Source organism: Sulfurimonas sp., from assembly GCF_041563495.1.
Taxonomy (GTDB): Bacteria; Campylobacterota; Campylobacteria; order Campylobacterales; family Sulfurimonadaceae; genus Sulfurimonas.
In genome coordinates this window covers 97,947-115,909 of sequence record NZ_JBFFMZ010000004.1, presented here as the reverse complement: position 1 = coordinate 115,909, position 17,963 = coordinate 97,947, and the positions used below count along the sequence as shown (strand labels likewise).

Below are 17,963 nucleotides of genomic sequence, written 5' to 3'. Positions count from 1 at the left end.
AATTAAGGAGGTTATTATGGCAATCGGTGCTATAGGAAATGCGATTTTTGTAAATCAGATGACTGCTAATGCGTCCTCTATACAAAATGCTCATAATAACCGTGTAGAGTTTCAAAATATGGTGGCTCAAGCAGCGGCAAATGAAAAAGATGAAAAAGTTTTAGAGGTTCGCCCAACTGAAGAAAATCAGGCAGTAGACCCAGATCGTGAACATCAAAAAAATGAAGCCGACCAAGAGACGGCAAGAAGTGAACATGAAGAGCGTGAGGATAAAGAAGAAACAAAAGATGAAGAGTATCCGATACACAAACTAGATATTAAAGTGTGATTTGGTATAATCCCTCTAAAGGAAACTCATGGGATTTTTAAAAGCTCTTAACTCAAGTAAAGAGAGAACCGTTACCGGTCTTTCGCTTATTGCGGTCGTCTTAATTATTGGTTTTGTTGATAATTTTTTTCTAATGTGGGCAGTGCTTGGAGCTGTTTACCTTGTAGCATTTAAAGAAGCGATGAAGCTTTTTGAACTAAAAAATGATTCGCTTATGATATATGCTGCGGGCATTTGGATTATAGCCGGCATCTACCCATACGGTGATGATCTTTTTGTTTTAGCAGGTGTTGCTTATGCAAGTGCCGTGGCTTTTAACAAAGAACTTACCTGGAACAACTTTTTTCCGTTTATTTATCCGACAGCCGGGATGCTGTTTATCTTTACCATGTACCAAGAGTACGGAGTGCTTTCACTTTTATGGCTTTTGGTAGTAGTAGCGATGACTGATGTCGGAGCTTATGCAGTAGGTAAGAGCATCGGTAAAACACCTTTTTGTGCAACCAGTCCGAACAAGACTATGGAGGGTGTTGTAGGCGGTATCGTCGTTGCAACTTTTAGTGGTATGTTTGTCGGTCTTAGTATAGTTGATTTAGGTGTCTCTTTTATCATCTCTTTCATGGTGGCAACTAGTTCTATCTTTGGAGATCTTTTTGAGAGTAGCCTAAAAAGAGCTGCCGGTGTAAAAGACAGTGGAGATATACTTCCGGGACACGGTGGAGCTCTTGATAGAATAGACGGCTACCTTTTTGGCGCTATCGTTATGCTTGTGCTTTTAAGAGGTCTGGTGTAATTGGTATTACTAGGCTCAACAGGTTCTATAGGTGTAAATACACTCGAAGTGGCTAAGAAGTTCAACATAGGTGTTGAAGTCTTGGTTTGCGGTAACAATATAGAACTCTTAAACAGACAGATATTAGAACACTCTCCTAAAGTCGTGGTCATCGCAGATGCTGATGATGCGCATAAAGTAAATCACTCAAATGTGCTCTCAGGCTCAGATGCTATACTTAAAGTCATAGAAGATTCGGAGTCCGAGTTGGTGGTAAATGCACTGGTTGGTTTCTTGGGTCTTCGTCCGACTCTCAAAGCACTGGAGTGCGGTAAGAAAGTAGCTTTGGCAAATAAGGAATCTTTGGTTGCTTGCGGTGACTTTATAGATGTAAGCCAAATCCAGCCCATTGATTCTGAGCACTTCGGTCTTTGGTATCTGATGCAAGACAGAGCAGTCGAGAAGATGATTATCACGGCTTCAGGTGGAGCATTTCGTGACTGGGATATTGCCAGATTACAAAATGCCACTTTGGCAGATACACAAAAACATCCAAACTGGTCGATGGGACAAAAGATAACTATAGACTCTGCGACGATGGTAAACAAGATGTTTGAACTGCTAGAAGCCAGATGGCTTTTTGGTGAGGGTAAATACGATGCCATCATCGAGACAAAGTCACTTATTCATGCGTTGGTTGATTTTAAAGACGGTTCAACAACCGCACACTTTGCTCATGCATCTATGCAGCTTCCAATCGCATATGCTCTTGATAAAAAGATGAATGAAAATATTTTGGAGCATGTTGATCTGCTTAAAGTCGGTTCATTGGAATTTCGTGAGATAACGACTGACAGATATCCTGTTTGGGAGATCAAAGAAGAACTTTTAAAAAATCCATCTCGCGGAGTTGTTATGAATGCCGCAAATGAAGTTGCCATTGAGAAATTTATAAGTAAAGAGATAGGCTTTATGGATATAAGCAGAACAATCATAGAAGCTTTTGAAAGATTTACGTATCTGCCAAAAAATGTTGATGATGTCTTTGAGATAGATGCAGATATTCGAGATAGACTGTGGAGAGAGCTGTAAATGGGTGAGAGCATAGAGAAAGCTGCAAGTAGCGCAGACTTGCTTACATGGGGTATAATGTTTGGTGTTCTTATCATTGTGGCCGGAGGCTTGGCTTATTGGGATATAAAGAGTCGTAAGGAATAAAGATGATACTGAGCATAGAAAGTAGTTGTGATGACAGTGCAATCGCTATTACAGATATAAAAACCAAAAAACTTCTTTTTCATAAAAAAATATCTCAGGAGTTAGAGCATTCTGTTTATGGCGGAGTTGTTCCAGAACTAGCGGCAAGACTTCATGCTGAAGCATTGCCAAAAATTTTAGAACAATGTGAACCATACTTTAAAGAGTTAAAAGCCGTGGCAGTTACATCGACTCCAGGCTTGGCTGTAACACTCGTAGAAGGTGTGACTATGGCCAAGGCTGTAGCAGTAGCTCTTGGTATTCCTATTATTGGAGTCAATCATCTGGTGGGGCATATATATTCTCTTTTTATAGATAAAGAAACCCAGTTTCCTATCACTGTTCTTTTAGTGTCAGGCGGACATACGCAGGTGATGGAAGTAAAATCACTGCAAGACATAGAGACGGTTGCCAAAAGTATGGATGACAGCTTCGGTGAGAGTTTTGACAAAGTGGCTAAGATGATGGGACTTGGTTATCCCGGTGGACCACTGATTCAAGAGCTGGCAAAGACTGGTGATAGAAAAAAGTACAACTTTACTATTCCGCTTTCACAATCTCCTTTAATATCATTTTCATATTCCGGATTAAAAAATGCGGTTAGACTTGCTGTTGAAAAATCAAACGAAGATGATTACAAAGATATAGCCGCTTCGTTTGAGCATATAGCAACGAAGCATTTGATTCAGAAGCTAAAAAAATACTTTAAAATAAAACAGCCTAAAACTTTTGCCATAGTCGGTGGAGCAAGTGCAAATCTTTATCTCCGTTCACAGATAGAAGAACTTTTAAAACCATTTGACGCACAACTGCTTTTAAGTGAACTGAAATATTGTTCTGACAATGCGGCTATGATAGGCAGAGTAGCAGTGGAGATGTACGAGAAAGAAATATTCAGTTCATTGGATGAGTTGGCTATATCTCCCAAGAGCAAATTATAATCTTAAGTAAAACTTAGTTAAAAACACTATCAATCTAAATAAGAGTAATTTTATCCGATTTGACCTATAATTCTTTTGTCCAATTAATAAATCACCAAAAAGTGATTAACTTTGTTATCCAGAAACACTGAGATTGCAAAGCGTATATAAATTAAAAGTTAAGGAGCCAAAATGGCAACTACAAAGTTTAAAGGTACAGAAGTACAGTTATTAGGAAATGAAGTAAATGTAGGTGACAAAGCACCGGAAGTTACAGTTGTAAACTCTGATGGTTTAGGCGACGTTATTGTTGGTGGAGCTCAAGGTAAAAAACAACTTATCATCGTTGTTCCATCTTTAGATACTGGTGTATGTGCGACTGAGACTCGTAACTTTAATGCTAAAGCTGCAAGTTTAAGTGGTGTTCAGGCAACTATCGTTTCTCTTGACTTGCCATTTGCTGCTGGTAGATTCTGTCAAGCTGAAGGAATTAACGATTTAACTGTTACTTCTGACTTCAGAAATAAAGATTTTGCTAATGCTTACGGTGTACTACTAGGTGGTTCTGTTCTTGCAGGTGTTACGTGTAGAGCAATCTTTGCAGTAAACGAAGAAGGTATTGTAACTTACAAAGAGATCGTTCCTGAGATAACTGAAGAGCCTAACTACGACGCTGCAATCGCTGCAGTAAGTTAAGCTAAACAAACCAAAAACTCCTGAGATAACTAGATAATTTTCAAAAGCTGCTTTTCTTCCCCTTGAGCAGCTTCTGGCGCCTTTGGTGCCAAAAAACGAAGTGAGCCGATAACTCATTTCATTCTTCCTCCTTTTTTTAGGGCTTCGGCCCTAATATTTACATTTTAAGTTTACTCCTAAAACACTCTGATATAATAATAAAAACAACATTGGAGATTTTCATGAAAAAGATTTTAACGGCTCTGACTTGTGCAGGTTTATTGGCAGCAACAGCTAGTGCAGATATGGCAAGAGTTGAAATGGGTGTAGGTGCTTGGGCTCAAAAAACCAGCGGTGAGATTAGTTACACAGAAAGTGGTGCAAATGGTTCGGATAAATCAGATGAGTCTAAAGAAACACAGGTTTATGTGTGGGCACTTTTAAAACATCCTGTTCCAGTTGTTCCAAACCTGAGATTGGAATATGTAAGCTTGAAAAATACAGGTACGGCAACCGGTACATTTAAAGAGTTTACAGCTTCTGGTGGTAAAACTACTTTAGAAATGACACAGTTTGATGTAATACCTTACTATAATTTACTAGATAACACTGCTTGGATAACTTTGGATGTGGGACTTGATTTTAAAGTTACGAAGATTGATTACAAAGCTGCCGGTGTAACAGGTATCCCTGTAGGGACGGAGTATACTGATTCAGTAACAGCGGTTATACCACTTGTTTATGTAAGAGGACGCGTTGAGATTCCTGCGACAAATATTGGTCTTGAAGCAGATGTGAAATATGTATCTTATAATGCAAATGTAGTTTATGATGCTCGTGCAAAGGTGGATTATACTTTAGATTTTATTCCTGTGATTCAGCCGGCAATCGAAGTCGGATATAGAGTACAAAAAATCAAACTAGAAGATGATAGTGCTGGAAGTGCAAGTGCTGATGTAGAGTTTGCAGGCCTTTATGCAGGTTTAATGCTTCGTTTTTAAAGAGATACGGTAATTTAAGAGGCCGATATAATGCCTCTTGATTTTTATAGTGTTTTTAGTTTTTCGTAGAGTTGATATGGAGTGATATCCAGTGCAGTGGCTGCTTTTTTCATTCTGGTGTCAGATGCTGCTTTAACACCTTTTTTCTCTAAAAAGTCTATGGACTTTTTGAGATTTATTTTATTCATACCGGCTAGTTCACCCAGTGTTCTTCGTCCTAAAAAATCAATCTTATCATCATTGTCTGAAGTTTGTTTTGCTCTTATGATATCAAAGATTATTTTTGGAGTAATATTATTTTGTTTTGATATATCTAACAGTGTCTGCTCTTTTGAATCTACTGCAATATTTTTTTCTTTGAGTAGTCTTATCGCTGTTTCAATATCAACACCGATTCGTCTGGAAAAAGAAGCTAAAGACGACTCTTCGGCATGGCCGTACGGAGGTGATCCATACTCTCTTTCCCAATAAGCTTTTATATCCGCGTTTATATCAAGTACACTTTGAAACGGTTGTACCCCGACTAAAGTACCTGCAACAAAAGTGGCGTTTAGAGACAATGCAATAAGCAGTTCTTTTTTAAAAAAGGTAATTCTTTTTGCATTGTCTCTGAGGTAGTTTAAAAGCGGTTTCCAATTGTAATAGATATGCCATACAGTAACCGTCAGAAAAAGAAACATAGACGTGATGTGAATATCACCGTATTGAGTCTTAGTCAGGCCAAACATCTGCCAGTTTGCCCAATAGGCAACTTTTCCCTTAGGTACTATAAAGAGCATCAACCCCGTAACACTCATCACTAAAAAAGATAGAGCGAGTGTTAAAGAAATAATTCTTTTTACTACAATCATGTTAGCGATTTCTGCCTTGTCCGCTACCCATTCCTTGTCCTCTGCCCATACCTCTGCGATTATTCATTCGATGGGTTTTAAATTCTTGTTTGTCTATGCTTCCGTCTTTGTTTGCATCTATGTCTTCAAATTTAGGAGCTTTATCTGCGTTTCGCATCATACGTCCCGTTTCTGCTCTTTCTTCCATCCGTTTTTGTTGAGTGTTTCTAAACTCTTCTTGGGTTACTCTACCATCGCCGTTTGCGTCAAAATCCGCATACGAGGGCATCGTGTTTCCTTGACCTACAGCCAGAGCACCAGTAACAATTAATGCTACAATCAGTAAAGTTTTCATAGTAAACTCCTTTTGTTTGTTTATATTAAATTATACGACTATTGCATTAACGTAATCTTAATGTGCAGTATGTTTTAAAAGTGGTGAATCTTTACCCATATATCTTTTGTCTAAAATCTTTATTTCGCACTCCAGCCAGATGCCAAACTCATCAAAAACTCTCTTTTGAGCCTCTTGTATAAGAAAAATCGCATCTTCAAAAGTTCCGTTTGTGTTGTTTACGAGAAAGTTTGCATGTTCAGAGCTAAACTCCATACCGCCAATAGGTTTTCCTTTTAAGCCAACCGCTTCTATAAGTCTTCCGGCATAGTCGCCTTGGGGGTTTTTAAAACAGCTGCCGGCACTTGGCGTGCTTGGCTGGTTTGAACGCATCTTTTTAAACATCTCTACTTTATTATCATCAAAACCATAGTTTAATATGAAAGTGGCATCTAAAATCGGTTCTTTTATGTTCGTAAATCTATATCCAAAGTCTATGGCTTCTTTGTTTGAAATACCTTTTGTAGTAGAGATGATAATGAGGTTATTAAATATCTCATACTCTTTAAGTCCGGCGTTCATATAGACTAAACCGCCAAGAGTGCCGGGCAGATGCGAGACAAACTCAAAGTCTGCGATATTATGTTTTTTACAGAATGAGGCTATTTTTCCTGATGGGGTGGCTCCGCCTATTTTAAGAGTGTTGTCCTCTATCTTTATGTAATCATATATCTTGGAGAGTTTCATAAGTTTTGGGGGCTGTGTGCCCATAAGGATATTATTGCAAGAACCTATGAGACAGTGTTCTTTAGTAAAATCATCAGGATTCTCCAGAATATCGACTTTAATAGTTTCTCCTATTCTTATAGAAGAAAATTTAGAAAAGTCAATACTTTTTGTTTTCATTACTCGATAAATTCCGGCATCATATTAAATATATGGGTCGCAAAATCTGTCATAGAATTTAGCATCCACGGCATAGTCAGGATGATAACGATAACTACGCCGATAATTTTAGGAATAAAACTCAGAGTCATCTCATTGATCTGTGTAGTAGCTTGAAATATACTAACGGCCAGACCTAGAAGCATACCTGTTAAGAGACCCGGTAAAGCTAACAGCAGAGCGATTTTAAATGTCTCTATTCCAAGGGCTATTAGTTTTGCTTCCATAATATTAGGAGTTCCTGAGCTCTTGGTACTCGGTCGGAATCATAAAGTCTTTCACTTTAATCTCAGAATCATAAAAACCGTGTTTGAAGCCGAGTTCAAACAGTTTGTCAATCGCTTTATACTGAATATCGCTTAGCGTGATTGACTCATCATTTGCGTAAAGTTCCAAGTATTTATCAAGAGTAGGAGCATCTATGCGAACCAAGTTTCTCTCTATAAGCATTTTTGAGAGTCTATCTTTATGATCACGCGCAATTTGCACGGCTTTTGTAAGAGTTGCTTCATAATCTATAGCTTTGTTTAGCGGGATTGAGCGTCGAATCGCCATTCCTCCAAGGGGCAGGGGAAGTTCATCTCCTGCCAACTCCTGCCAGATATCCCACATTTCACGTTCAACTTCAAGTTCGTCTGCATAAGTCAAAATACTTTCGTGAATTAGTACGCCTGCATCTACGACACCGTCAAGAACGGCTTGCTCAATTTCTAAGAAGTTCATATAAGTGATTCTTGCATCCGGATAAGCTATGCGAAAGAGCATCGCGTTTGTAGTGTGTTTTCCGCTGAGTGCGACTTTAAAGTTTTTCTTTAGTTTCACACCTTTTTTCTTAATAAGCTTGGGACCGTAACCTTCTCCAAAACTAACTGCAGTTCTAAGTGGCGCGTATTCTTCTTTGATGTGCGGATATAGTGCAAAACTGATAGCGACTATGTCATAAACGCCGTTTAGCGCGTCTTCGTTTAGTGTTTGGATATCTTTGGCAATATTATCAAATAGGGTGTTTTTCATATCTACCCAGCCGAATTTGATAGCATAATACATGAAGATATCATCAGCATCTGGGGAGTGTGCAATTAAAGTTCTTTTCATAAACTAGATTTTAACCAAATAAGGATAAAATTCCACTAATTTATATAGAAATTCTATATAAAAGAAATTCAGTAAAAAATATGACAATTTGCAATATTTTTAGAAGAAGATTTTAATTTGTCATACAATAAGTCTAAATTTAATATAAGTGAGCCCAAGATGGACGCAAATAAACAAAAATCATTAGACTTAGCAATGAAACAGATTGATAAAGCATTCGGCAAGGGTGCTTTAATGAGATTAGGTGATAAAGATATTGAGCCTATCCAATCAATAAGTACAGGTTCTCTCGGGCTTGACTTGGCACTTGGTATAGGCGGTGTTCCTCAGGGAAGAGTTGTTGAGATTTACGGACCCGAGAGTTCCGGTAAAACAACTTTAGCGCTTCAGATAACAGCCGAATGTCAGAAAAACGGCGGTGTTTGTGCTTTTATAGATGCAGAGCATGCTCTTGATGTGGTTTATGCTAAAAACTTGGGAGTAGATGTTGAAAACCTACTTGTTTCTCAGCCGGATTACGGTGAGCAGGCTTTAGATATAGTTGAGACTATAGCAAGAAGCGGTGCTATCGATCTGATTGTTGTTGACTCTGTTGCAGCCTTAACACCGAAATCTGAGATTGAAGGTGAGATGTCTGACCAGAATGTAGGTGTCCAAGCTCGTCTTATGTCAAAAGCACTTCGTAAACTAACGGGTGTTATTTCTAAGATGAACTGTACCGTGATTTTTATCAATCAGATTCGTATGAAAATCGGGATGATGGGTTACGGTTCTCCTGAGACGACAACAGGCGGTAATGCACTGAAGTTTTATGCATCTGTTCGTATAGATGTAAGACGTATAGCTTCGCTTAAACAAGGTGAGAGCCAGATAGGTAACCGCGTTAAAGCAAAAGTTATTAAAAACAAAGTAGCGCCGCCGTTCCGTCAAGCAGAGTTTGATATAATGTTTGGAGAGGGAATCTCAAAAGAGGGCGAGCTTGTTGACTACGGTGTTAAACTAGACATCATAGATAAAAGCGGAGCTTGGTTCTCTTACGAGGAGACAAAACTTGGTCAAGGGCGTGAAAACGTTAAAGCCAAGTTCAAAGAAGAGCCTGAATTGGCTAGAGAAATAGAAGAAAAAATAAAAGTAGCCATGGGCGTAAGTAATGTTATGATCATGGATACTTCCGATATAGAAGACACAGACACATAATACAAGGAAAATGAATGTTTATAGACAGCGTAAGTGCAATTGAAGTAATGGATTCTCGTGGAAACCCGACGGTTAAAGCGACAGTAGAGTTAAGTGATGGAACAGTTGAAAGTGCGATTGTCCCTTCTGGTGCCAGTACCGGTAAACGTGAGGCTTTAGAGCTTCGTGACGGTGGTGACCGCTATATGGGTAAGGGTGTTTTACAAGCAGTTGAGAACGTAAACTCTCAAATCTCTGATGCACTGATTGGTCAATCACCTTTTAACCAAGCTGTAATCGATGCTACGATGAAAGAACTTGATGGAACAGATAACTATGGAAACTTGGGCGCAAATGCAGTCCTTGGTGTTTCTATGGCTGTTGCTCGCGCTGCTGCTAAGAGTCTGGGTATGCCGCTTTATCGTTACCTTGGCGGTGCAAATGCTATGGTTGTACCTACTCCGATGTTAAACATTATCAACGGCGGCTCACACGCTGATAACTCGGTTGATTTTCAAGAATATATGATTATGCCTGTAGGGTTTGAGGATTTTGCGGATGGTTTAAGAGCTTCTGCTGAAGTTTACCACAACTTAAAAGCTATTTTAAAAGCTAAAAAACATAACACAGCACTTGGTGATGAGGGTGGATTTGCACCTGATTTATCTTCAAATGAAGAACCTATCCAGGTGATTATGGAAGCTATCGAAAAAGCTGGATATAAAGCTGGAACCGAAATAGCAATCGCTTTAGATGTTGCAGCATCTGAGTTAGTTGTTGATGGCGGTTACAGACTTGAGTCTGAAAACCGTACAGTTACTTCAGAAGAGTTAGCCAACTATTATGTAGATTTATGTGCTAAATACCCTATTGTTTCTATTGAAGACGGTCTCAGTGAAGATGATTGGGATGGTTGGAAAATTTTAACTGAAAAATTAGCTGATAAAGTACAACTAGTCGGTGACGATCTTTTTGTTACAAACGTAAATATTTTAAATGAAGGTATCGTTAAAGGTATCGCTAACTCTATTCTTATTAAACCAAATCAGATAGGTTCGGTTTCTGAGACTATGCTTACTGTTCGTCTTGCTCAGAGAAACGGATATACTTGTGTCATGAGTCACCGTTCAGGTGAAAGTGAAGATGCTTTCATCGCAGACTTTGCAGTGGCTTTAAACTGTGGTCAAATCAAAACAGGTTCGACTGCCCGCGGTGAGAGAACTGCTAAATATAATCGCCTTTTAGAGATAGAAAACGAAGTTGTATACGGTGAATATTTAGGTTCGGCACTTTTTAACTAAGATATTTTTATGAATAAAGAAGAACTTTATGAAGATATAGACAATTCCCAAAGTATCACCCAAAGATACTTGGGGCTATCTTTAGCGAAGTTCTTAAGTCTTTTATTGATTGTATTGGCACTTGGAATATATATAGGTGTTCTTTTATATGGAACAAACTCCTTAGAAGTTCTTTTTGGGCTTCAGGATTATGAAAACTATCTTCAGACTGAAGTTTATAGACTGAAACATGAAAATGCAGAACTTCAAAGAGAGTATTTTGAACTAAAAGAGATTTCTGCACCAGTAAGTCCCAAATCAAAATAAACTTGATATAATACTTATTAAATTAATCCAGGGGTAGTTTTGATTAAAGTCTTATTTGTATTATTTTTTTTATTCATCACCTTAGAAGCTCGTGAAAATCCATTTTTTCCTGCAAAAGGTGAAAAAGATATTCCATACACTTCAAATCAAGTGAAATCAGCCGAGCCTCTGAAACGTTCATCTATAACTCTTCCATCATCCGCAAGAATAATAAAAAAAGTAACGATAGAGTATGAAAATCTAGATGCGACGATTGAAAAAAAGAGTATTGACCTTGATAACTCTATAGACTGGCATCTGCCTATCTTTATATCTCAAAACTATACTCAGTCTGAGACTAAGACGCAAAGAGAAAAAAAGCCAAAGAAAAACGAGACTATAAAATACAAAGAAATAGCTTCTGTAAAGCATGCCAAATTTTTATCTTCACAAAAAACTCTTAAAGTCGTAACAGAGGATAAAATAATAAGAAATTTTTTACTCGTAAAACCGCATAGAATAGTGCTTGATTTTAAGAGAGATACAAATATAAAGAGTTATGCTAAAGAGAACAAAGGCGGTATTTTTTGTAATGTAAGAGTTGGGAATCACGCGGGGTATTACCGGGCTGTTGTTGAGCTTGACGGATTCTATAGATATACGATGCAAAAAGTACCTAATGGGTATATATTTAATTTAAGGTAGGAAATTTAAGTGATAAAAGCTATAGTTTTAAGCGTTTTTACAATATTTATTTTTAATGGATGCTCTGTAAAAGAGTTTAATGAAGGTGTTGAGAGTGTGACTAATGATATTTCAAATGTTTTTGAAGAGGGTAAGGATAAGGTCGCTGATTAAAAATAGTAAGATAGAACAGCTTGGTAAGTCTGTTCATCTTCTTTTTTATTTAGTTTATATCTCTGTTTATAATCATACTTAAGTTTTAACTGAATGTTTTGAGAGAGTCTAAAACTTTGTGTAGCTTTTATTAAGTTTTGTTCGTCTCCACTATCGTAGTATCTTTTTGTAACTTCTATGTTTGTGCTCATGTATTTGTACTTGTCAATCACCACTCCAAAACTTCCACCGATACCTGAAACAAAAGTTTTTTCATAATAAAACAGCGGGTCTAGCATCAGGTAAGTGTATGCTATATCATTTCCCCAACTAAATCCTGCTCCCAAAGTTGCCATAAAATTGCTTTTGTCATTGAGATAGTCTCTATCCCAGCCAAACTTTGTTCTCCAAGAAAAACTGTCAAAAAATTCACTTCTTTGAGCAATAGATGCAATTGATACGATAGTAGCATTTTCCAATTGTGTTTTGCTATCACTGTATGATAGTAATATATCCATAAACTCTATCTCTGTACCTCTTAAAAATCCGTAATTGCTATCTTCTAAACTATGATATGCCGCTCTTACACCAAGAAAGCCAATAGCTTCATTCTCTCTTGAACCAAGCCCTGTTATCGCCCTTACAGCTCTATGACTATCGAGAGGATTGGCGGGAGGGATAATGTTTAAGTTATCTCCTTTACCCATAGCAGCCCTAGCTTTTGTTAGGTTATGAAAGAGTTCCAAATATTGTTGTTTATCCATGTCATTTCTACTAAATGAATATTCTAAAAACTCTGTAGATGCTTCTAATATATACATTTTTTGTTGATTTGATATAGAATTATTATTAATAATGTCTTTGATGTCTATTTCTGAATTTACAAGTTTTTTAGGCAGAGAAAGGTTTTGAGGTTTTAAAAGAGTTTCATATTTTAGTAATATTGTTCTTTTTGAAGCTCTATAGTTATCTTCCTTAATAAGACTTTCATTCGATGTAACATGCACCGTTTCAAGAGGGATGACTTGATAGGTGAAATTTTTGCGTAAATTTATCGAAGGTCTTGCTGTTTCAATCAACCAAAGCATATTGTATGAACAGTTTTCAGTAAAAAAGAAGTAGTTCGAATGTGTACCGTTAAGCTCCCAAATATGTTTTACCATTTTTAGAACTTCTTCTTCGTTTAAATTCAGGTCATACTCCCAAATGTCTCTTTGTTCGGTATCACGATACTCTTTTAGTTTGTCATAATATGGAAGAAGTGAATATTTGCCATAATAACCGCCAAAAAGACCTTTAATCGCAAATATGACGCCATTCTCAGTATCAGGGTTTGCATCTGCAGCATAGTTGATAGCGTATGAGAGAAGTTTAGATTTATATGCGGAGTTGATACGTAAGAAAGTATGTCCAAACATAGATGCAGGTGAATTTATGTGTGCTGATGGAAAGACTAAGGTCGCGGATTTAGGATTTAACCTTTTTAGGATTTTGTTATAATCATTACACTCTATATTTGGAAAATCATCTATACTCAGCTGTTCTTCAAGCCATGATTTTCTGGCAGGAAATCTACAAGCTGTCGAATTGTCATCAAATCTTGATTCATTGAAAAGTGCTTGTAATGTAGCATTCAGCTCATTTTTTGCATTAGTTTTTCCATCTTTTGCTAAAAAAAAGCGGTTATCGTCTATTTCACTAACTTCATTGTTCATGTGAAGCAGTAAGTGCCAATAGTGCTGTTTTGATAAGTTTAAAGCATCTGCTTTTTTTTGGTAGAACTCTGCTGAAGCTTGAGAAAAACTGATGCAAAAAACGAGTGTAAAAAATATTTTATTAAAGATAGGGATTTCCTGAATTAATTTGAAAATAAATAGTGAAGATTAAACGAGATAGACTCGCTTAATCTTTTGTAATACTTACAGAGAAGTAGTAGAGATATTATCAAGTACATCAGCCATTTCAACACTTTTAGAAGTGTAGATGCTGTTGTAGTTTGCTTGTAGTGAAGCTGAGAATGTAGCTGTATCTTCAACATTTAAAAGCTCAGCCAAAGTGTCTATTGACTCACCATGACCAACTGCAATCTCTTTTGCAAGAACATCCATATTGGAAGCAACAAATTCTTGTGCTCTTTCATTCATAACAAACTTAGTCTTGCTACAACCGGAAGTTCCAGAAGTAATACCAAAAGTTTGGTTACCAGAAGTACCGTTTGTTGTAGCTTGTAAAGCAAGCAATACTGCTGATGAATCATCTTTAATGATCATTGAACCAAGACCACAACCAGTCTGAGAGTTAACACCTGCCATAGCCGATATTGAGAGAGCTAAAACAGCTACAGCACTTATTAAAATTCTTTTCATGTGATACCTTTATTTTTTAAGATAGAACAATTTTAAACAATAAATACTTCAACGAAGATTAAATATTTAATTAATTCAAATCCCCATCTTTCCAATACTTTGTTCCCTGAATAGTCGCCTGAATCGCAAGTCCGTTTTGAGTCAGTTTATAGAGCCTTATACCAGGTGCAACTGTTATTGCGGCATTTAAAGCACCTCCGTCTTCGCCTGCTTTAGCAGCTGCATCTGCTTGAGCATTTGCCTCCCAACCGGAGTTTACAAAGCTGTCAAAAACTTTTTTGTTCTCAAATATGAATATTGCTCTAAAATCTTTTACTCCTAGTCCAAATCCAACACCGCCCGAACCCATATTCATATAAATATTTTTTCCGGTCCTATTGTTGTGAGCCATACCTTTTCCACCTTCAGCAGATAAGATAATAAGGTTTACTCCAACATTGGTAAAAGTTGCATAACCATAAGCGTTGGCAATCATCTTTTTTGCTTCAGGAGCATACTTGTATAGCTTCTTTAGAGTTTCAGTATTTGTTCTTTGTCTCTCTTTTCTTGCTTCATTATTCTCTGCCTGTTTTTCTTTATCACTTTTCCCCGACCAAAATCCAGACAACATAAATACTGCAACAGCTAAAGCCAGTAGTAGCTTTAAAATTTTCATGACTTATCCTTTTTGTGAATCTAATTATTAATAATACAGTAAAAATTGTTTTGATACAAATAAGTATATAAAAAAATAAGTATAAATTTATTTGTAATATATCTAATAAGAAGATAGGGTATAATTCCGATATTATGAACAAGTTAAAAGAGTATTTAAATTCTCACGATATCAGTGAGATTCATCCTTCAGATATTGCCAAAATTTTAAAGCAGCTAGATGATAGCGAGTTTGCTGATGCCATAAAACTTGTACCGAGTAGTCTGGTTGGGGATGTTGCTCTTGCCCTTCCTGATAGATATTTTGATGACGTTGTTGAGTCTCTGAGTGTAGATGAACTCTCTCACGCCGTAACCGAACTCGAATCAGATGACCAACTAGAGTTTATGCAAGAGCTTGGTGAGGTGGATGAGAGTGTAGCATCTCAGGTTTTTGAAACGCTAGATGAAGAAGATAAGCAAGAAATAACAAAGCTTCAGACATATGATGATGATGAAGCCGGTGCATATATGCAGCTCGAAGTCTTTACCGCCTATAAAAATGAGATAGTTCAAGATGTTATTAGACGATTTGCCGAACTTCGACAGGCCAATAAACTGGAGAATGTTCAAAATCTTTTCATAACAGGCAGTGATAATAAGTTGTATTTTACGGTAGGTCTAGATGACCTTCTTATCTTTGACTTCTCAAAAACTTTAAACGATAATATTGAGCTGAGCAAAGACAGTTTTGAGCCTAAAAAAGCAGTTGATACAGACGATATAAGAGATGTAGTACATGCGTTTGAAGAGTATGACCTTTCTGTAATGCCCATTGTAAATGCTTATGGCATCTTGGTAGGACGCATCACTTCAGATGATATATATGATATTATCAATGAACATGCTACAGAGCAGATGTATAATCTTGCCGGGGTTGATGATGACGCGGAAGAAGATGATGAGATAATGAAGGCAGGTAAAAAGCGTGCGACTTGGCTCTCTCTTAATCTCTTTACGGCAATTGCCGCTTCGTTAGTGATTGCTCTGTTTGCCGATACTCTTGAGAGTATGGTTGCTTTGGCTGTTCTTATGCCGATTGTCGCTTCCATGGGCGGAAATGCCGGAACTCAAAGTCTTACGGTTGTTGTAAGGCAGTTGGCTCTTAGGGACATCTCTCAAGGAGATGCCATGAGGATCATAAAAAAAGAGGTGGCTCTTTCGCTTGGCAATGGAATCTTCTTTGCTATAATAATGGGTATTGTAGCTGCTATATGGTTTGATATGGGGATGATAGGGGTGGTTATAGCTCTTAGTATGGTCATAAATCTTTTGGCAGCAGGTTTTTTTGGTGCGACGATACCACTTTTCTTAAAGAGAATGGATATTGACCCGGCCATAGGCAGTACAGTGATTTTAACAACTGTAACAGATGTTGTAGGCTTTTTTAGTTTTTTAGGCCTTGCAACATATATATTATTATAAAGGATATTTAAAAATAAATGGATTTATTAATTCTATTTTTTGTCTTGTCAGTTAGTGTTTCATTTTTATGTTCAATTTTAGAATCGGTACTCTTATCAGTTAATATGTCTTATATCTCGGTATTAGAAAAAGATAAACCAAGAATTGGAGCATATTTAAGACAACATAAACAAAATATAAATAAATCGATTGCATCTATTTTAATTTTAAACACTATTGCCAATACATTGGGTGCAGCAGCTGTTGGTGCTCAGGCATCTATACTTTTTGGAAATGAAGCGGTTGTTTATGTATCAATCGTTTTAACATTTGCTATATTGTTTTTATCAGAGATTATTCCAAAAACAATAGGTGCAATCTATTGGAAACAGTTGGCTCCATTCTCAACTCAAATAATCAGAGTCTTTATATTTATAACATATCCGATAATCTTATCTACGCTTTTTGTTACAAACAGAATCTCAAAAGGCAAAGAAGATGCGAACACGCTGACTAAGGAAGAGTTGTTACACAGCATGCTTCTTAGTGAAGATGATGGTATTATCGATGAGAAAGAGTCGGACTTTATAGAAAATATCTTAAACCTTAATAAAATAAAAGTAGGGGATGTCTCGACACCGAGAAGTGTTGTCTTTGCTCTTGATGAGAGTATGAGTATTAAAGAGATTATTGATACTAAAGATGAAATATTTAAGTTTTCCCGTATTCCAGTATATCATGAAACAATAGAAGAAGTTGTTGGAATAGTTATGACAAAGAAAATCTTTAAACAGGCACTTGAAGATGATAGTGTAAATGTTGGATCAATTAAAAAAGATATATTTTCCATAAATGAAAACATTCCCGTTTCAAAAGCCTTGGACCTTTTTATCACTAAAAAAGATCACATGTTCTTAGTTATGGATAACTACGATCAAACAGAAGGAATCATTACCTTAGAAGATTGTGTTGAGACTATTTTAGGTGTTGAGATAGTCGATGAGAGTGACTCTACTGCAGATATGCGCGAGCTTGCTAAAATTAAGATGAAACAAAAAAGACGTGAAAAAATCAATAACGAGATCTAAAAAGTAACGCCACACCCACAGTGGGAAAGTAGTGAGGCATTGCTTTGAATTTAAGGGAAGTTCACGAAAGAAACCTATACTTCATGTGGACCTGAAGTCCTATATTTTTCTTTCTCGGTTGTCAGTATAAAGTTAAATAGTGTAAATAAAGTGTGAAATATAAATCTTACTTTAAAACTTCACTCATCTCTATATCTGCACCGACTTCGTCTGAGAGATTATTCATTAAATCAAAAAGTTTATTTGAATGCTCTTCGGCATCTTGAAATTTTTTCATAATCTCATCTTTTGATTTACTTTCGGACATACAGCCGCCGTTTAATGCGCATTCAATATTTTCATTTATTAGAATGTGAAATTTTACATGATGGGATTCCATCTGTTTAAAAGTAGAATTCTCAGCAAATAGTCTAGTCCCTGTACCATAATACCATGCACCAAATCCACAATGTTTATGATCTTTTTTAAGTTCCTCCGTGACTGTTGAGTTTACAACCGCAGAGTAAGCATTTGATTTAAATAAGATGTGGTGAATTTTATAGTTTGATAAAAACAGTGCAAAACTACTTTTGTTAGAGAGTTGAGATGTGTAGGTTAGGTCTTTTGTAAAACTATTCATAGTATCTGAAAAATTATTCATAGTATCATTAGTATTG

General features: G+C 36.8%; 23 protein-coding genes. 14 read left to right on the top strand and 9 right to left on the bottom strand.

All coding sequences use genetic code 11. The features are described 5' to 3' along the window. The first annotated feature begins 16 nt into the window (after window positions 1–16). The 7 genes from ABYK18_RS05575 to ABYK18_RS05545 all read left to right on the top strand — a co-directional run bounded on the left by ABYK18_RS05575 (window position 17) and on the right by ABYK18_RS05545 (window position 4,953). The gene (locus ABYK18_RS05575; protein WP_373035663.1) at window positions 17–328 is read left to right on the top strand and encodes a hypothetical protein; all 312 of its coding nucleotides are present in this window, start codon (window positions 17–19) and stop codon (window positions 326–328) included. Window positions 329–356: 28 nt separating this feature from the next. Further along, entirely contained in the window at window positions 357–1,121 is a 765-nt protein-coding gene (locus tag ABYK18_RS05570; protein WP_373035662.1) for a phosphatidate cytidylyltransferase, read from the top strand. Then, window positions 1,122–2,192, top strand: a complete 1,071-nt coding sequence (dxr, locus tag ABYK18_RS05565) for a 1-deoxy-D-xylulose-5-phosphate reductoisomerase (RefSeq protein WP_373035661.1) — start codon at window positions 1,122–1,124, stop codon at window positions 2,190–2,192. It abuts the gene before it with no gap. Next, a complete protein-coding gene (locus ABYK18_RS05560; RefSeq protein WP_373035660.1) occupies window positions 2,193–2,318 on the top strand; it encodes a hypothetical protein in 126 nt (41 codons plus the stop codon). A 2-nt stretch (window positions 2,319–2,320) separates the two neighbouring features. Further along, a complete protein-coding gene (gene tsaD / locus ABYK18_RS05555; protein ID WP_373035659.1) occupies window positions 2,321–3,298 on the top strand; it encodes a tRNA (adenosine(37)-N6)-threonylcarbamoyltransferase complex transferase subunit TsaD in 978 nt (325 codons plus the stop codon). A 171-nt stretch (window positions 3,299–3,469) separates the two neighbouring features. Further along, the gene (gene tpx, locus ABYK18_RS05550) at window positions 3,470–3,973 is read left to right on the top strand and encodes a thiol peroxidase (RefSeq protein ID WP_373035658.1); all 504 of its coding nucleotides are present in this window, start codon (window positions 3,470–3,472) and stop codon (window positions 3,971–3,973) included. A 221-nt stretch (window positions 3,974–4,194) separates the two neighbouring features. Continuing rightward, entirely contained in the window at window positions 4,195–4,953 is a 759-nt protein-coding gene (locus ABYK18_RS05545; protein WP_373035657.1) for a TIGR04219 family outer membrane beta-barrel protein, read from the top strand. A 44-nt stretch (window positions 4,954–4,997) separates the two neighbouring features. On the opposite strand, the gene ABYK18_RS05540 is transcribed toward ABYK18_RS05545, so the two are convergent. From ABYK18_RS05540 to ABYK18_RS05520, 5 genes are read right to left on the bottom strand one after another with little or no spacing between them, the layout of a single operon-like run. After that, on the bottom strand, window positions 4,998–5,804 hold the full coding sequence (locus ABYK18_RS05540; RefSeq protein WP_373035656.1) for a DUF4405 domain-containing protein: 807 nt from the start codon (window positions 5,802–5,804) through the stop codon (window positions 4,998–5,000). 1 nt (window position 5,805) lies between these two features. Further along, entirely contained in the window at window positions 5,806–6,138 is a 333-nt protein-coding gene (locus ABYK18_RS05535) for a hypothetical protein (RefSeq protein ID WP_373035655.1), read from the bottom strand. Window positions 6,139–6,195: 57 nt separating this feature from the next. After that, window positions 6,196–7,023, bottom strand: coding sequence for a UDP-N-acetylmuramate dehydrogenase (locus tag ABYK18_RS05530; protein ID WP_373035654.1), 828 nt, complete (start codon window positions 7,021–7,023; stop codon window positions 6,196–6,198). Continuing rightward, window positions 7,023–7,289, bottom strand: coding sequence for a flagellar biosynthesis protein FliQ (fliQ, locus tag ABYK18_RS05525; protein WP_373035653.1), 267 nt, complete (start codon window positions 7,287–7,289; stop codon window positions 7,023–7,025). The genes ABYK18_RS05530 and fliQ overlap by 1 nt, the downstream gene beginning before the upstream one ends. Before the next feature lie 4 nt (window positions 7,290–7,293). Beyond that, window positions 7,294–8,157, bottom strand: coding sequence for a menaquinone biosynthesis family protein (locus ABYK18_RS05520; RefSeq protein ID WP_373035652.1), 864 nt, complete (start codon window positions 8,155–8,157; stop codon window positions 7,294–7,296). A 159-nt stretch (window positions 8,158–8,316) separates the two neighbouring features. On the opposite strand from ABYK18_RS05520, the gene recA reads away from it, so the two are divergent. The 5 genes from recA to ABYK18_RS05495 are packed head-to-tail and all read left to right on the top strand — an operon-like array spanning window position 8,317 to window position 11,777. After that, window positions 8,317–9,354, top strand: a complete 1,038-nt coding sequence (gene recA / locus ABYK18_RS05515) for a recombinase RecA (protein WP_373035651.1) — start codon at window positions 8,317–8,319, stop codon at window positions 9,352–9,354. A 14-nt stretch (window positions 9,355–9,368) separates the two neighbouring features. Next, on the top strand, window positions 9,369–10,634 hold the full coding sequence (gene eno, locus ABYK18_RS05510; protein WP_373035650.1) for a phosphopyruvate hydratase: 1,266 nt from the start codon (window positions 9,369–9,371) through the stop codon (window positions 10,632–10,634). Between the two features lie 9 nt (window positions 10,635–10,643). Further along, entirely contained in the window at window positions 10,644–10,940 is a 297-nt protein-coding gene (locus tag ABYK18_RS05505; RefSeq protein WP_373035649.1) for a hypothetical protein, read from the top strand. Window positions 10,941–10,979: 39 nt separating this feature from the next. Then, on the top strand, window positions 10,980–11,624 hold the full coding sequence (locus tag ABYK18_RS05500) for an AMIN domain-containing protein (protein ID WP_373035648.1): 645 nt from the start codon (window positions 10,980–10,982) through the stop codon (window positions 11,622–11,624). Between the two features lie 9 nt (window positions 11,625–11,633). After that, window positions 11,634–11,777, top strand: coding sequence for a hypothetical protein (locus ABYK18_RS05495; protein WP_373035647.1), 144 nt, complete (start codon window positions 11,634–11,636; stop codon window positions 11,775–11,777). Here ABYK18_RS05495 and ABYK18_RS05490 read toward each other — a convergent pair. The 3 genes from ABYK18_RS05490 to ABYK18_RS05480 all read right to left on the bottom strand — a co-directional run bounded on the left by ABYK18_RS05490 (window position 11,774) and on the right by ABYK18_RS05480 (window position 14,777). Further along, complete coding sequence (locus ABYK18_RS05490) at window positions 11,774–13,471, bottom strand: DUF4105 domain-containing protein (protein WP_373035646.1); 1,698 nt, start codon at window positions 13,469–13,471, stop codon at window positions 11,774–11,776. The genes ABYK18_RS05495 and ABYK18_RS05490 overlap by 4 nt on opposite strands. Window positions 13,472–13,675: 204 nt before the next feature. Continuing rightward, window positions 13,676–14,122 carry a DUF3015 family protein gene (locus ABYK18_RS05485; RefSeq protein ID WP_373035645.1) on the bottom strand — a complete coding sequence of 149 codons (447 nt, stop codon included), beginning with the start codon at window positions 14,120–14,122 and terminating at the stop codon, window positions 13,676–13,678. A 70-nt stretch (window positions 14,123–14,192) separates the two neighbouring features. Beyond that, window positions 14,193–14,777, bottom strand: a complete 585-nt coding sequence (locus ABYK18_RS05480; protein WP_373035644.1) for a hypothetical protein — start codon at window positions 14,775–14,777, stop codon at window positions 14,193–14,195. 134 nt (window positions 14,778–14,911) lie between these two features. On the opposite strand from ABYK18_RS05480, the gene mgtE reads away from it, so the two are divergent. Both mgtE and ABYK18_RS05470 read left to right on the top strand, forming a co-directional pair. Continuing rightward, a complete protein-coding gene (mgtE, locus tag ABYK18_RS05475; protein ID WP_373035643.1) occupies window positions 14,912–16,240 on the top strand; it encodes a magnesium transporter in 1,329 nt (442 codons plus the stop codon). 17 nt (window positions 16,241–16,257) lie between these two features. After that, window positions 16,258–17,307, top strand: coding sequence for a CNNM domain-containing protein (locus ABYK18_RS05470; RefSeq protein WP_373035642.1), 1,050 nt, complete (start codon window positions 16,258–16,260; stop codon window positions 17,305–17,307). A 166-nt stretch (window positions 17,308–17,473) separates the two neighbouring features. On the opposite strand, the gene ABYK18_RS05465 is transcribed toward ABYK18_RS05470, so the two are convergent. Next, complete coding sequence (locus tag ABYK18_RS05465) at window positions 17,474–17,926, bottom strand: CZB domain-containing protein (protein WP_373035796.1); 453 nt, start codon at window positions 17,924–17,926, stop codon at window positions 17,474–17,476. Window positions 17,927–17,963: the final 37 nt, after the last annotated feature.

What these genes read in the sequence shown, in the direction of transcription:
- ABYK18_RS05560 (WP_373035660.1), top strand. Translation starts at nt 2,193, where the DNA reads ATGGGTGAGAGCATAGAGAAAGCTGCAAGTAGCGCAGACTTGCTTACA.
- tpx (WP_373035658.1), top strand. Translation starts at nt 3,470, where the DNA reads ATGGCAACTACAAAGTTTAAAGGTACAGAAGTACAGTTATTAGGAAAT.
- ABYK18_RS05530 (WP_373035654.1), bottom strand. Translation starts at nt 7,023, where the DNA reads ATGAAAACAAAAAGTATTGACTTTTCTAAATTTTCTTCTATAAGAATA.
- ABYK18_RS05465 (WP_373035796.1), bottom strand. Translation starts at nt 17,926, where the DNA reads ATGAATAGTTTTACAAAAGACCTAACCTACACATCTCAACTCTCTAAC.
- ABYK18_RS05485 (WP_373035645.1), bottom strand. Translation starts at nt 14,122, where the DNA reads ATGAAAAGAATTTTAATAAGTGCTGTAGCTGTTTTAGCTCTCTCAATA.
- ABYK18_RS05520 (WP_373035652.1), bottom strand. Translation starts at nt 8,157, where the DNA reads ATGAAAAGAACTTTAATTGCACACTCCCCAGATGCTGATGATATCTTC.
- ABYK18_RS05480 (WP_373035644.1), bottom strand. Translation starts at nt 14,777, where the DNA reads ATGAAAATTTTAAAGCTACTACTGGCTTTAGCTGTTGCAGTATTTATG.
- eno (WP_373035650.1), top strand. Translation starts at nt 9,369, where the DNA reads ATGTTTATAGACAGCGTAAGTGCAATTGAAGTAATGGATTCTCGTGGA.
- ABYK18_RS05505 (WP_373035649.1), top strand. Translation starts at nt 10,644, where the DNA reads ATGAATAAAGAAGAACTTTATGAAGATATAGACAATTCCCAAAGTATC.
- tsaD (WP_373035659.1), top strand. Translation starts at nt 2,321, where the DNA reads ATGATACTGAGCATAGAAAGTAGTTGTGATGACAGTGCAATCGCTATT.
- ABYK18_RS05535 (WP_373035655.1), bottom strand. Translation starts at nt 6,138, where the DNA reads ATGAAAACTTTACTGATTGTAGCATTAATTGTTACTGGTGCTCTGGCT.
- ABYK18_RS05570 (WP_373035662.1), top strand. Translation starts at nt 357, where the DNA reads ATGGGATTTTTAAAAGCTCTTAACTCAAGTAAAGAGAGAACCGTTACC.
- ABYK18_RS05575 (WP_373035663.1), top strand. Translation starts at nt 17, where the DNA reads ATGGCAATCGGTGCTATAGGAAATGCGATTTTTGTAAATCAGATGACT.
- ABYK18_RS05545 (WP_373035657.1), top strand. Translation starts at nt 4,195, where the DNA reads ATGAAAAAGATTTTAACGGCTCTGACTTGTGCAGGTTTATTGGCAGCA.
- ABYK18_RS05470 (WP_373035642.1), top strand. Translation starts at nt 16,258, where the DNA reads ATGGATTTATTAATTCTATTTTTTGTCTTGTCAGTTAGTGTTTCATTT.
- fliQ (WP_373035653.1), bottom strand. Translation starts at nt 7,289, where the DNA reads ATGGAAGCAAAACTAATAGCCCTTGGAATAGAGACATTTAAAATCGCT.
- ABYK18_RS05540 (WP_373035656.1), bottom strand. Translation starts at nt 5,804, where the DNA reads ATGATTGTAGTAAAAAGAATTATTTCTTTAACACTCGCTCTATCTTTT.
- ABYK18_RS05490 (WP_373035646.1), bottom strand. Translation starts at nt 13,471, where the DNA reads ATGAACAATGAAGTTAGTGAAATAGACGATAACCGCTTTTTTTTAGCA.
- recA (WP_373035651.1), top strand. Translation starts at nt 8,317, where the DNA reads ATGGACGCAAATAAACAAAAATCATTAGACTTAGCAATGAAACAGATT.
- mgtE (WP_373035643.1), top strand. Translation starts at nt 14,912, where the DNA reads ATGAACAAGTTAAAAGAGTATTTAAATTCTCACGATATCAGTGAGATT.